This is a genomic window from Vreelandella janggokensis (assembly GCF_031451615.1).
GTDB lineage: Bacteria > Pseudomonadota > Gammaproteobacteria > Pseudomonadales > Halomonadaceae > Vreelandella > Vreelandella janggokensis.
The window spans coordinates 312,784-325,607 of sequence record NZ_JARWAJ010000001.1 but is presented as its reverse complement, the minus strand read 5'-3'; the positions used below and the strand labels follow the sequence as shown (position 1 = coordinate 325,607).

The 12,824-nt window shown below is 56.2% G+C and carries 9 protein-coding genes; 6 read left to right on the top strand and 3 right to left on the bottom strand.

The window, feature by feature from the left end; translation table 11 throughout:
- The first annotated feature begins 54 nt into the window (after positions 1-54).
- Genes QC816_RS01510 through QC816_RS01500 form a run of 3 tightly spaced genes read left to right on the top strand, consistent with a single transcriptional unit; the run spans position 55 to position 3,091 of the window.
- Positions 55-1,050 carry an ABC transporter substrate-binding protein gene (locus tag QC816_RS01510; protein WP_309780638.1) on the top strand — a complete coding sequence of 332 codons (996 nt, stop codon included), beginning with the start codon at positions 55-57 and terminating at the stop codon, positions 1,048-1,050.
- Positions 1,044-2,045 carry a FecCD family ABC transporter permease gene (locus tag QC816_RS01505; protein ID WP_264823545.1) on the top strand — a complete coding sequence of 334 codons (1,002 nt, stop codon included), beginning with the start codon at positions 1,044-1,046 and terminating at the stop codon, positions 2,043-2,045. Before QC816_RS01510 ends, QC816_RS01505 begins: the two co-directional genes overlap by 7 nt.
- Positions 2,045-3,091 (top strand): FecCD family ABC transporter permease, encoded by a 1,047-nt coding sequence (locus QC816_RS01500; protein WP_309781417.1) that lies wholly within the window; start codon positions 2,045-2,047, stop codon positions 3,089-3,091. The genes QC816_RS01505 and QC816_RS01500 overlap by 1 nt, the downstream gene beginning before the upstream one ends.
- Positions 3,092-3,168: 77 nt before the next feature.
- On the opposite strand, the gene QC816_RS01495 is transcribed toward QC816_RS01500, so the two are convergent.
- A complete protein-coding gene (locus QC816_RS01495) occupies positions 3,169-5,331 on the bottom strand; it encodes a TonB-dependent receptor (RefSeq protein ID WP_309780637.1) in 2,163 nt (720 codons plus the stop codon).
- Between the two features lie 244 nt (positions 5,332-5,575).
- Here QC816_RS01495 and QC816_RS01490 point away from each other — a divergent pair, with 244 nt between their 5' ends.
- Positions 5,576-6,397, top strand: coding sequence for an ABC transporter ATP-binding protein (locus QC816_RS01490; RefSeq protein ID WP_264823547.1), 822 nt, complete (start codon positions 5,576-5,578; stop codon positions 6,395-6,397).
- A 27-nt stretch (positions 6,398-6,424) separates the two neighbouring features.
- Here the strand turns inward: QC816_RS01490 and QC816_RS01485 are convergent, their stop codons facing one another.
- Both QC816_RS01485 and QC816_RS01480 read right to left on the bottom strand, forming a co-directional pair.
- Positions 6,425-8,500, bottom strand: coding sequence for a TonB-dependent siderophore receptor (locus QC816_RS01485; protein WP_309780636.1), 2,076 nt, complete (start codon positions 8,498-8,500; stop codon positions 6,425-6,427).
- Positions 8,501-8,665: 165 nt separating this feature from the next.
- Complete coding sequence (locus QC816_RS01480; RefSeq protein WP_309780635.1) at positions 8,666-10,498, bottom strand: putative bifunctional diguanylate cyclase/phosphodiesterase; 1,833 nt, start codon at positions 10,496-10,498, stop codon at positions 8,666-8,668.
- Positions 10,499-11,169: 671 nt separating this feature from the next.
- Here QC816_RS01480 and QC816_RS01475 point away from each other — a divergent pair.
- Together QC816_RS01475 and QC816_RS01470 are read left to right on the top strand one after the other, a co-directional pair.
- The gene (locus QC816_RS01475; RefSeq protein WP_230446124.1) at positions 11,170-11,889 is read left to right on the top strand and encodes a Crp/Fnr family transcriptional regulator; all 720 of its coding nucleotides are present in this window, start codon (positions 11,170-11,172) and stop codon (positions 11,887-11,889) included.
- Between the two features lie 202 nt (positions 11,890-12,091).
- Positions 12,092-12,811 (top strand): Crp/Fnr family transcriptional regulator, encoded by a 720-nt coding sequence (locus tag QC816_RS01470; RefSeq protein WP_309780634.1) that lies wholly within the window; start codon positions 12,092-12,094, stop codon positions 12,809-12,811.
- The last annotated feature ends 13 nt before the right edge of the window (positions 12,812-12,824 follow it).

The following is a 12,824-nucleotide window of genomic DNA, read 5'->3' as shown; positions in this document are numbered from 1 at the left end:
GGCTTGCTCTCCCCGTACGGACTCCTTGAAAACCGCGGCCATCAGGAAGCTGGAATGACGCGCCATCGATCAAACCACTGCATGCCACTATGGCTGCTAGGCATGCTATTGCTCAGCGTTAATATCTGCGCCGCACAGGGCATTCAGGACGTCCAACTAGCCGTTGATGATACTGGTCCTTCTGCGCCACAACGCATTGTCACGCTTTACCAAGGCGCGACTGACAGCGCCGTGGCGCTCGGCATCACGCCGGTCGGTGTTGTCGAGTCCTGGCTGGAAAAACCCATGTACCGCTACCTGCGCGATGCCCTTTCCGGTGTCGAATACGTGGGCCTGGAAACCCAGCCCAATCTGGAGAAGATTGCCTGGCTTGATCCGGATCTTATCGTCGCTACCCGTTTTCGTCATGAGCGGGTGCTTCCGATACTCGAGAAAACGGCACCCACGGTCGTGGCTGGCCCGGTGTTCGATTTCAAAGCAAGCCTTTCACTGATCGCTGAGGCGACCGGCCGGGAAAACCGTGCCCGCCGCTTACTCAGAGAATGGGATCAGCGTGTGGCGGATTTTCGCCACGCAATGCGTCTTTCGGGCTTAGCCTGGCCTCAAAAAGCCGCCGTGGCACGTTTCAAGAGTGACCACCTGCGCCTTTATTCGTCGGGCTTTGCTGGCTCGATTTTAAGCGAGCTGGGGGTTCAACAGCCTGACGCGCTCACGGCCCAGGGCTGGGGAATGAAGCTGACCAGCGAGGAAAACATTCCCGTCATCAACGCCGACGTCATTTTTGTGATACTGGAGCCCGACGACCCGGCCATCATGGAGAACTACCGCCACTGGAGGTCACATCCCTTATGGCAGCGACTGGACGCGGTACAAAACGACCGTGTTTTTGAAGTCGATACGGTGAACTGGATCATGGGCGGCGGCATTCTGGCCGCCAATGCGATGCTGGATGACCTCTATACCCATTACGCCCTCACGCCTTCATCATCTCAATCATCGCTCTCATGCCGGGCACGTCCGACGGGCAACATGGAGCACGCTCAATGCTGAGCGGGCAAGCTGCCAAAGGCGCGGGGCTATGCACGGGCGGCATACTCATGCTGACCGCCTTTATCGCCAGCCTCATGTCGGGCCCTACCGATATACCGCCAGCCGCCTTGTTGACCTCTCTGAGTGACTACGACCCAACCCAGGTGGCCCACATCGTTCTACGCACCGAACGCTTGCCCCGGGCGGTGATTGCCGCCCTGGTGGGGGCTAGCTTGGCCATTGCCGGGGCACTGATGCAGACCCTGACACGCAATCCACTGGCCTCCCCCGGCATTCTGGGGATTAACGCCGGGGCGATGTTTTTTGTCGTCATCACCGTCTCGTTACTGCCGCTGCATACGCCTGCGAGCTATGTTTGGGCAGCCTTATTAGGCGCACTGGTCGCTGCCGGATTGGTGGTCATCCTCAGCCGCGGCCGTCAGGGGGAACTTCCCCCGCTACGCGTATTGCTTGCCGGTGTAGCCGTCACCGCCATGTTTGTGTCGTTCAGCCAAGGGCTATTGATACTCGACCAGCAAAGCTTCGAAAGCGTCTTGTATTGGTTGGCCGGTTCCGTTGCGGGTCGGGAGCTTTCACTGGTGGCGCCCCTGCTCCCGCTATTCGGTCTTGCCCTGCTGTTGTGTGGTTTTCTGGTAAGGCACGCCAACGCCCTCATGCTGGGAGACGACATGGTCGCGGGGCTCGGGATGCGCGCAGGTACCATCAAGCTGTTACTTGGCCTGGTAGTGATTATGCTGGCGGGAAGCTCGGTGGCACTGGCGGGCATGATCGGCTTTGTAGGGTTGATCGTGCCGCACATGGCGCGCGGCCTGTTTGGCGTCGACCACCGTTGGCTACTGCCAGCCTGCGCACTACTGGGGGCGAGTCTGCTGCTGTTGGCCGATATCGCATCGCGCGTTTTGATACCGCCTCAGGAGATTCCCGTCGGCGTGATGACGGCGCTGATTGGCACGCCCTTCTTTATCTATCTGGCGCGGCGACAGCAGGCCCAATGATGACCTCTTCCAGTGTTTTGAAACAGCAATACAACCTGACGAGTGATGTGCTGCCGACGCGTTTTTGGGCCATCACCGGGCTGCTTGCGCTGCTTCTAGTCGTCAATATGGGGGTATCGCTCAGCCTCGGCAGTTTCCCCACACCGTTTGCAAACGTACTGCACGCACTCGTTTCACCGCAAAAAAGCGATATTAGGTTTATTATCTGGGAGCTGCGTTTGCCACGTATCGTGCTGGCCGTTTTGGTGGGTGCTGCCCTGGCGATTGCTGGCGCGATTCTGCAGGGCATTGTGCGCAACCCGCTCGCCTCGCCTGATGTTATTGGGATAACGAGCGGTGCCTCACTGGCAGCGGTCGTGTTTCTGAGCCTGTTAAGCGCCCATCTAGATAGCCAATGGCTTCCGCTCGCTGCCTTGAGCGGCGCGTTTTTTGCCGCGTTGCTGGTATTCTTTCTGGCCTGGAAAGGCGGCGTTAGCCCTTCGCGGATGGTGCTGGTGGGCATCGGGCTTTCCGCCGCCATGGGCGCGGCAACGACGCTGTTGATCGTGATCAGCGATGACGCGGCCGCCATGGTGGCCTACGTATGGCTCACCGGTAGCCTTTATGCCACCCAGTGGCCGGATGTAGCGGGCATGCTGCCCTGGTTGCTGGTTGCAGTTCCGCTATGCCTTGGCTACGCACGGCAGCTCGATACCATGGCGCTGGGTGATTTAGTCGCCCAAGGACTCGGGATAAACCTGCTCAGAAGCCGCCTGGTACTGATGGCCTGCAGCGTGGCGCTGGCAGGGGCTGCCGTTGCCTTTGCGGGTGGCTTGAGCTTTGTTGGCTTGATGGCCCCACATATAGCCGCCAAGTTGGTGGGCCGTCACTTTGTCAGGTTGGTACCGGCATCCGGCTTGATCGGGGCATTGATCGTGCTCAACGCCGACCTGCTAGGACGGGTGGCCTTTTTACCCCGTGACCTGCCAGCAGGCATTTTCGTTTCCGGTATTGGTGCGCCCTTTTTCGTTTACTTGCTGTATAGAACTCGCCAACGCCGTTATTAAGAAAACCATTCGTGAATAAAAAAACGGCACCCATGGGGTGCCGCCAATCAGCTTGCTAGTTAAGAACACATTTCAGTTCAGAAATCCAACTGGTAGCCCAAGGTGAAGGTGCGCCCACGGCCGGTGAAGTAATACTCGTCGCTGACACGTGCCGACTGGGAGTAATAGGTGAGATAGTCTTCGTCGGTAACATTTTCAACGCCGACGGACATACGTCCCGCAGGCAGTCGATACGTCAGCGAGGCATCCACTAACCCATAGCCGTCAAAATCAAGTTTCGGGTCATCGACGCTTCGATCGAAGTAATAACGGCTCTGCAAGCGGGTCGACACCTTATCGTTCCAGGTAGCGCTCCAGCCCAGCTTGAGCGTATCCGGTGCGATATTGATGCCGGTCAGTTCGGTCTCCACACGGCCATCACCGTCCTGATCCGACTCACCTTCGGCGTGGGTGTAGGAAAGCGACAGGTCATGATTGTCCGTTACCTGCATATCGCCAGTAATCTCGACACCCTGGATCTCGGTCTTCTCGCGGTTGCCTACCCAGGTGCCGTTTTCCTCCGTAAGACGCTGGCCAAAGTCCGCGTTCGACTGGTAGTAACTGACCTCCAAACCGTAGCGATCCCAGTCGAATCGTGCGCCCACCTCGCGGTTATCGGTCACGATAGGCTGAAGCTGGATCAGATCATCGACGTTCTGCCCCGGCGTGCTGATGCCGCGAAGCACCCTGCCCACATCGGGCATACCAAACCCTTCGGAGTAGTTGGCGTAAAGCTGCGCCCAGTCGGTGGCCTGATAAACCAGGCCGGCGTTAAACAGCGTTTCGTCAAAGCTGGGCTTACCGCCCTCAACGGTCACGTTATCCTGGGTGACATTGTCGCGGTCGATACTTTGATAGGTATCCACCTCAAGATCGGCATGCTCGTGGCGAACCCCCGCGTGCAGGGTGAGCGGCTTGGCCAGCTCAAACTCGCCCTGGAGGAAAGGCGCAATATTATCGAATTGACTTTCCGGCACGTAGGTACGCCCGGTTTCCACCAGCATCTGACGCGTCTCATCGCGAAGAATATCCAACCCCGCGGTCAGTCCAAGCCGATCCCCCAGCAAGCCATCGCGGTTGACGGTGAACTTGGCACCTACCTTGTCGGATTCATTGCGCGTTTGGTCATACTGGGTATCACCGGCGCTATCCAGGTAAGGGAAGTAAGGGGTGGTGGCAAAGCGGGCGCGGAAGCGCTGATGATAAATCTGTGCATCGACCTCGTTGCCAAACCAGTCCGCGTGGGCGTAGGAAAGCCGCGCCGTGGTGACCTCATTGAAGCCAGGCTCACCATCACGCGTGCCCTTGCGCGCCGTGGTGGGAATGCCCGCATCGCGATCACCCGGTACCGGCACGTAATCGTTGCTTTCTTCCAAATCAAAATGGTTGAGCGACAGCTCAAGGTTCTGGTTGTCGTCTATCCAGTACCCCAGTTTGCCGAATAGATCGTAGCTTTCAGAGTTCTGCAGCTCACCGGGATAGGCGATACCGACAATGTCGTCGTTGCCATCGTAAAAGACACCACGCTCCTGGCGGGTGGCAGCAGCGACGAAATCCCAGTCACCCTGTTGGCCGCTTATGCGGTAGTCCAGCTTATGACCAAAGCCGTCAGACTCGAAGTCGTCATCAGTGGTGAGGCTAACGCCCGCATGCTGATTTATTCCTCCACCTTCGGCGCGCCGGGTGACAAAGTTAATCAGCCCGCCAGTGGCACCCAGGCCGTGTTCCGCGCTGGCACCGTGAATCACCTCAATGCGCTCGACCATCGACAAGTCAATGGTGTAACTATCACGCGAGCTGTCGCGCAACGGGTTGGACTGCGGCACACCGTCGACCAGAAAAGCCGCATCCCGGCCACGAAATGTCTCACCCGCATTTGATAGTTTCTGGCGGCTGGGGGAGTAAGACGGAATCAGGTTGCTAAGCACCTGGCCAGGGTCACTGCTGATGGCCATCTGCTGCTCAATCTGTTCCCGGCTAATCACCGTGACTTTTTGCGGCGTTTGGCCCGCCTCGCTCTTGCTCCGGGTTGCGGTGACAACCATGGTTTGGCTTTCACCGGTAGCACTGCTCGTTTCGCCGTTGGAGGAATCCTGCTGCGCGTAAACATTGCTGGCAGCCAGTAAACCGATCAACGAAACGGTAGGCCAAAGCACGTGATGCTTGTTGACGTACATCTTCTTTTTATCCCCTTTTTGCATTGAAGAACCCTTGCTAATACAACTCATAATTAAATGAGAATAGTTATATTATGCATATAAGAAAGCATGAGGTCTACCAAACAGCCATAAGCAGTTAGGCTGCTTGCAACGGTGTTAGCCAGCGCTTTTGACTATCAACCCGGTCAAGAGGGCAGCCAAAAAGGAGTAATCGCTAACTTACAATGTTGAAAATGAGAATGTTTTGCCTTACGGTGCAGGCTGTTTTGATAACCCGTGAATGCCCATGCCAATCGCATCAGCCCCGCATGCTCGATTAACAGGCGAAACCCTTTACGCTGGCTATGACACCAAACGCGTACTCAATGGCGTGGACATCGCCGTGGCAGAAGGAAAACTGACCGCCCTGCTAGGACCCAACGGAAGCGGTAAATCAACCCTGCTGAAGACACTCGCCCGAACGCTGACACCCAGTGCCGGGCAAGTTTATCTGGATGGAAAAGACATTCATCGCCGCAAGACCCGCGACGTAGCAAGGCAACTGGGCATCCTTCCTCAAGGCCCTGTTGCCCCGGAAGGGCTGAGCGTGAGGCAACTGGTTGCCATGGGGCGTTTTCCGCATCAAGGCCTATGGCAAAAAGACGCCCAGCAGGATGCCCGCGCGGTTAACGAAGCCATGGCGTATACCCACGTAACGGAATTTGCCGAGCGTAACGTTGATGCGCTTTCCGGCGGCCAACGCCAGCGTTGCTGGATCGCCATGGTACTGGCGCAACAGACCGACCTCTTGCTACTTGATGAGCCCACCACCTTTCTCGACCTGAAAGTACAGGTTGACCTGTTGGAGCTACTGTCACGTCTGGCCCATGAAAAAGGCCGCACCCTGCTACTGGTCCTCCACGACCTGAACCTGGCAGCGGCCTACGCCGACCACCTGGTGATGATGCGAGACGGCCAGATCGTCACCAGCGGCGCGCCTGACGAGGTCTTTACCGCCGCTAACCTCAAGCGTGTTTTTGATCTGGACGCCCAGGTGATCCAGGACCCGGAAACTGGCCGCCCGGTTTGCGTACCCCGCCCAGCAGCGCATAAAAAACCCGGCGGTTAAGCCGGGTTTCTAGCAGCACGTCTGAGATTACCAATTGTACTTCAAGCTGCCGATCACGCTGCGGGATTCGCCGTAGTAGCACCAGAAGTCAGATTCGCAACTCGCCACATATTCTTCATCGGTGAGGTTGTTGACGTTGAGCTGAGCCGTCCAGCTTTCATTGATGTCATAGCTTGCCATGGCATCACCCACCGTATAACTAGGCACATCGATAGTAGCCCCCCCTGCGCTTTCGCCCGCATAGCGAATGCCAGCTCCTACCTTCAAGCCATCCACAGCAGTGCCTTCAAAGTCATAGTCCAACCACGTAGATGCCATGTGGCGTGGAATCAAGGCTGAACGGTTGTCATCTGCGTCGCGCGCATCTGTATAGGTATAGGCCGCCGTCAACTTAAGCGCTTCGGTAAGATACCCAACCCCCTCAAGTTCGAAACCGGTAGAAGTTCTCTTGCCTTCCTGGGTTTGATACCCCGCAGGGGTGGTAGCAAATGAATTCGACTCCTCTATGTCGAATAATGCTGCTGTCACGTAACCATCCCAGTCAAGCGGTGCATATTTGACACCCAACTCCCACTGTTCACCTTTGATTTCCTCAAAGACAGCGCCTGTTAGGTCAGTTTGCGCTTCCGGTTGGAACGACTCGCTGTAGCTTAGATAGGGATTCAGACCATTTTCACCCAGGTACATAACGCCACCAGAAAAGGACGTTGCGGTCTGGGTTTCATCTACTATTGTGTTCTCGCGCTCGGACTCATTTCTGACATCAGCACTATCGTAACGAACACCACCCAATAAAACCCAGCGGTCATCAATACGTAGTTGATTTTGAACGTACAAACCTAGTTGATCCTTGTCGATCTGACGCCCTGTCAACTGATCGCTGGAGATTGGAGCAATATCGCCCCTGGGATTGAAAATATCGACAACATCATAGCCAAAGCTATCAAACTCTTTGCCATCAAGGCTTAGGTCTTGGTAGTCCACCCCGAACAGTAAGGTATTTTCAGTACGATCTGTGTACCACTCGCCCAACATACGGTTATCAATCGTAAAACTGTCAATCTCTCCATCACGCTGCAAATGCCCCCGAGAAGCTGTTTGCCCGTCACCTGTTCCTCCCAGCACATAGGTACTGCGAAGATCCAAATCAAGGTGACTGTAACGAGCATTCTGCTCAAATTTCCAGGTGTCATCGAGTTGATGTTTGAATTCATAACCGATGGCGGCTTGTGTACGTTCGTCTTTGTCGTAGTCTGGCGCGCCATAGTTAGCTTGTGGATCCACCTTTCCAAATGGGGTGTCGTTTACCGTGCCATAGGGAAGTTTGAAGGGGTTGACCGGTACGCCATCATCTTTCTGGAAACTGGACAGCACCGTCAGCTGCGTATCTTCGGATAGATCCCACTCAAGGCTCGGCGCAAAATAGTAACGCTCGTTGTCGGTGCCATTTAAGTCACCATCACGCTCCTTATAAAGCCCCACGAAGCGGTAGCGTACATCACCACTCTCTGTCACCGGTCCTGATGTATCAATGCCCAACTGACGATGATCGCGGTTGCCAGCCTGGATCTCGAACTCACCACGAGGTTCATCGGTTGGACGCTTGCTAACGGCATTGATCATCCCACCTGAGGGCGCTTCACCATAGAGAATCGAAGTCGGCCCCTTAAAGACATCCACACTCTCCAGACCATAAGTTTCTGGTAACCACTGGTAGTAACCGGTGCGATAGAGACGAAGTCCATCCAGATAGGTTGCTTGGTCGAAGCCCCGGATCTTGAACCAGTTCGTGTTGTTGTCCGACCCATAGTGACCAGACAGCACACCAGACCGATAGCGGAAGGTTTCATCCAACTGTTGAACGTTACGGGTTTCCAGTTCTTCACGATCAACGCTAGATACAGGCCGAGGCGTTTCAACCAGCGGCGTATCCACCTTCAACGCCGTGGCAGTAACCACCGTGGTGCCAGTATCCACTGACTCTTCCTGAGCCAGGGCAGCAAGCGGCGCAAAACTCAGCACGCTGCCGAGCGATAGGGTAAGAGAACGTCGCATAGCAACAGCAAGCGGACGTCGCGTGAAAGGGGTAGTGTTCTGGAACATGAAGAGGGCCTTGGGATGTGGAGGAAGCGTATAATTATAGTAAAGCGAATGATACGAATTTTTATTACGCTTCACAATGTCGATCAGCCCACACCGCTGTTCATGTTTTCAACGTTTCATTGAATCGTGTTTAGAACGGAAAAGTTTAAGTTTTAACGGCAGCGGCTAGCTACGCCGAGGCGACAAGGGGCATAACCTTGGATTAGCCTGCTCAGGGTCGAGCAACAAGCGGAAGTGGGTAGCCGATAACGGCCTGCTGAGCCAGAACCCCTGGGCACCATTGCACCCCTGCAAGGCGAGGTAGTTGCGCTGCGCCAGGGTCTCGACACCCTTGGCGTTGACGCGCAGAGATAGATCCTTCAGAAACCCGATCAGCGCCTTGGTGAAAACGTTACTTTGCGGGTTGTAGCACATGCCGCTGGCAAAACAGGGCGCGAGGTTGACGGTGTCGATGGGAAAATGCTGCAGCTGATTCAAGCTGGCCCGCCCGTTTCCGAAGTCATCGATAGCGATGCGTATTCCCATACGGCTCAGCTCGCGCAGCGTCGAAATTGAGGCGTCAGTGTGAAGCTGTATCAGGTCTTCCTCACTTATCTCCAGCTCCAGAAAATGAGCCTCCAGCCCCGTTCTGGCCAATATCTCCGCCACCCTTGCAGGCAGTGATGTGTCGCGCAGCTGCATCGCCGACATGTTCACCGCGATGGGCACGATATCGCCCCCTTCACGCCGCCACGCCTGCAACCGGCGGCAAGCCTCTCCCAGCACCCAGTAACCGATGGGCACCATTAAACCACGGGCTTCCGCCACGGGCAGAAACGCTGAAGGCTGCATGAGGCCCAGCGTCGGGTTGCGCCACCGTACCAACGCTTCAGCACTCACCATATAGCCGGTGGCAAGATCAATCCGGGGCTGAAAATCGAGAAACAGCGCATCCGCTTCGAGCGCCAGATGCAGTTGAGACTCCAGGTTATTGTTTTGTATCTTCACAGCGTTCATATCGGCATTGAACAACTGGTACTTGTTGCGCCCACTTTTCTTGGCGTGATACATGGCCGTATCGGCATTATTGAGCAGAGTGAACTCATCACTGCCGTGGTCAGGGTAGATACTGACACCGATACTGGCGGTCACGTGCAGTTCATGCTGGTTTATCGCGTGCGCCTCAGCGAGCGTTGCGAGGATTTTCTCCGCAATCCTCACCGCATCCTGGGGCTTGTCGATCTCGCTCAAGAGCACCACGAATTCATCGCCGCCCTGACGGCATATCGTGTCCGTGCTTCGAACACAATGTGTAAGACGCCCCGCCACCGACTGCAACAGACAGTCACCGATGGCGTGCCCAAGTGAGTCATTGATGGCCTTGAACGCATCAAGATCCATAAACAACAGCGCGGCCTGATGCTGGTGGCGTTTTGCCAGGCCGATAGCGCGCGTCAGGCGTTCATTAAAGAGCGCACGATTGGGTAATTCCGTGAGGGCATCATGCTGAGCCTGATAAGCCAGCCTGGACGAATGAGCAGGCGAATGGCAGGCATCGTGAAAGACGATGACCGCGCCTTGAAGTAGGCCCGCATGGTCATGGATCGGTGCCGCTGAATCTTCAATCAGCAACTGGCTGCCATCCTTGCGGACCAACACACAATTTATGGCCAGACCGACGGTGCGATTCTCTTCCATGGCCCGCCTCGCCGGGTTAGCGGCAGGCTCCAGGGTCTGACCGTCGATGAGCATCAGTACCTGATCCAGAGGCTTGCCGGAAGCATCTTCGCTTGACCAGCCCGTCAGCGCTTCCGCGACGCGATTCAGATAGGTAACCTGCGATGCCAGATCCGTGGTGATCACCGCATCGCCGATCGAATTCAAGGTTACCTGGGCCCATTCCCTTGCCGCCTGCAAAGCGGTTTCAGCCTCGCGCAAGCGTGCGTCCATGTGCTGCTTCTTTTCCGCGACACGCTCTCCCCCCCGCTTTCGGGCGAGACGACGTTTAACGCGCTGCATCGTCGTGCCTTTTTCCTGCATAACCGAACGCAGTTAAGGCAACAGCGCCTTTCGTGACCGTTTCAAAGATGACATAAACATCCATGAGACACGCTCCTTTTCCCCATCCCCTTACGCCTCGACCCCAAAACCGGTACGTTGGCTTGGGTAATATCAGCGTTTTATTTCGACCATAAAGCAGTCAAGCGATACGCTTCTGTGCGCTACCGAACACAGCAAACGCTATTTTCAATGTGGCAATCAGGACGGGCTAAGCATGGGAGCAAAACCAGGGGGAGGTAACGACTGCCAGGCCGTTGTGATAATGAAGCGTTGAGGGGTGGCGCTGCGTTCCCTGCAGCGCAAAGTGTGACATCCTGTCCAGGCAACTCCGTTGCCACACTCATACGAACACTAGACGGTAAGCCCGCCGCCGACTGTGCGTTAGCACACATGCAAGGCGACTATTTTTCGTATTATCCATAAGGCCGATGACTGTACGGATGGCTTTTTTAATCAGGTCGACCACGCCTATGTGCGCTAGCGTACAGAGCTTGCCTTGCGGCGTTCTATACTAGAAACGTCTACCGCCACGCCTTGGAATACCCGATACAAGCGCCTGACAACATAAGTCAACTGTGAGCATTGCGCTCAGACATTGTGCGTCACACAGGGACAAGGATCGATTTTCAATGCTAGAACCGACAGTTTTACAGCAAAACGCGCTGCTTGGCCTGCTACCGGAAGAAGAGCTTGAAAGGCTGTTACCCTCTTTCGAAAAGGTGACGCTGACCCTGGGCCAGTCGCTAAGCGAATCCGGCCAGCAGATGAGCCATGTCTACTTTCCCATTGATGCCATCGTCTCGCTGCTGTGCGTGATGGAGGATGGCGCCTCGACAGAGATTGCCGTGGTGGGAAACGAAGGTGTCGTCGGCGTATCGCTGTTCATGGGCGGCGAAACCACCCCCAGCCGCGCGATCGTCCAGAGTGCAGGCACGGCCTATCGCCTCAAGGGTCAACTGCTCAAGAACGAATTCTACCGCGCCGGCCCCATGCAGCGATTGCTGTTGCGCTATACCCAAGCCTTGCTGACGCAAATGGCACAGACAGCGGTATGCAACCGCCACCACAGCGTCGACCAGCAGCTATGTCGCTGGCTGCTGCTCAGCCTCGACCGCCTCCCGGGCGACAAACTGATCATGACCCAGGAATTGATTGCCAACATGTTGGGCGTGCGCCGGGAAGGGGTCACCGAGTCGGCGGGTAAACTGCAAAAAGCTGGCTTGATCTCCTACAACCGTGGGCATATCACCGTGACCGACCGGCCCGGGCTCGAAGCCCGCGTCTGCGAATGCTACGCGGTCGTCAAGCGCGAGTACGACCGCCTGCTCAAGCACCCCGAGGTGGTGTGAATAACCTCCCCGCCACCGCCGTCTTAACCAACGCTATTAGGACGGCGTTATGTACGGTAGCGTGCCGACGCGTGATTTACCGGATGTTAATATTCAGGCGTACCGTCAGATAATCTGATGACGGCGTCTCGATCTGCAGCCGACATCGAAATGATAGGTTCCTCATTGTGCCGTTTGCCAGGTTTTGTAACCGGAGAGGCACATGACGTCTGTTTTGCACACTCCAGCTGTCAATCAACTGCTTGCGGGGCTCCCGGACGTCGAGCGAAAGGCCTTTATGGCCGACTGCGAGACCGTCAAGCTCACCTTTGGCGACGTGCTGCTGCAGCCCACCGAGGCCATTACCCACGTCTATTTCCCGATCGACAGCTTCATTTCATTGATTGTGGTGATCGATAACGACAGTCGGCTGGAAGTGGCCATGGCGGGCTGCGAAGGCATGTTAGGAAGCTCCCTGGTGCTGGGCATCCCCGAGGCACCGTTGCTCGCCCTGGTACAAGGCGCGGGCTCGGCGCTCCGCATGAGCGCCTCCAACTTCCAACGCCAGCTATTCGACAGCCCGGTCTTGCATCAGCGGCTGAAGCATTACCTTTACGTCGTCATGAAGCAGCTGGCCCAATCCACCGCCTGCATTCATTTTCATCAGATAGAGGCCCGCCTCGCACGCTGGCTGCTGATGACGCAGGATCGCGCGGGCTCCGATCAACTGAGACTGACCCATGAGTTTCTCGCCATGATGCTCGGCGTTAGACGCGCGGGTATCACCACCGCGGCGATCGCCCTGCAGAAGCGCGGACTGATAGGGTATCACCGCGGCGAAATCAAGGTGCTTGACCGGCCAGGCCTGATCGCCGCCGCCTGCGAGTGCTATACCGGCGACCGAGCGCTGTATGCCACAATGCTGACGTCGGCGTCAGATTGAAAACCTACTTTTA

Excerpts from the sequence above, each read along its gene's own strand:
- QC816_RS01510 (WP_309780638.1), top strand. The coding sequence starts at position 55 with ATGACGCGCCATCGATCAAACCACTGCATGCCACTATGGCTGCTAGGC.
- QC816_RS01505 (WP_264823545.1), top strand. The coding sequence starts at position 1,044 with ATGCTGAGCGGGCAAGCTGCCAAAGGCGCGGGGCTATGCACGGGCGGC.
- QC816_RS01500 (WP_309781417.1), top strand. The coding sequence starts at position 2,045 with ATGACCTCTTCCAGTGTTTTGAAACAGCAATACAACCTGACGAGTGAT.
- QC816_RS01495 (WP_309780637.1), bottom strand. The coding sequence starts at position 5,331 with ATGCAAAAAGGGGATAAAAAGAAGATGTACGTCAACAAGCATCACGTG.
- QC816_RS01490 (WP_264823547.1), top strand. The coding sequence starts at position 5,576 with ATGCCAATCGCATCAGCCCCGCATGCTCGATTAACAGGCGAAACCCTT.
- QC816_RS01485 (WP_309780636.1), bottom strand. The coding sequence starts at position 8,500 with ATGTTCCAGAACACTACCCCTTTCACGCGACGTCCGCTTGCTGTTGCT.
- QC816_RS01480 (WP_309780635.1), bottom strand. The coding sequence starts at position 10,498 with ATGCAGCGCGTTAAACGTCGTCTCGCCCGAAAGCGGGGGGGAGAGCGT.
- QC816_RS01475 (WP_230446124.1), top strand. The coding sequence starts at position 11,170 with ATGCTAGAACCGACAGTTTTACAGCAAAACGCGCTGCTTGGCCTGCTA.
- QC816_RS01470 (WP_309780634.1), top strand. The coding sequence starts at position 12,092 with ATGACGTCTGTTTTGCACACTCCAGCTGTCAATCAACTGCTTGCGGGG.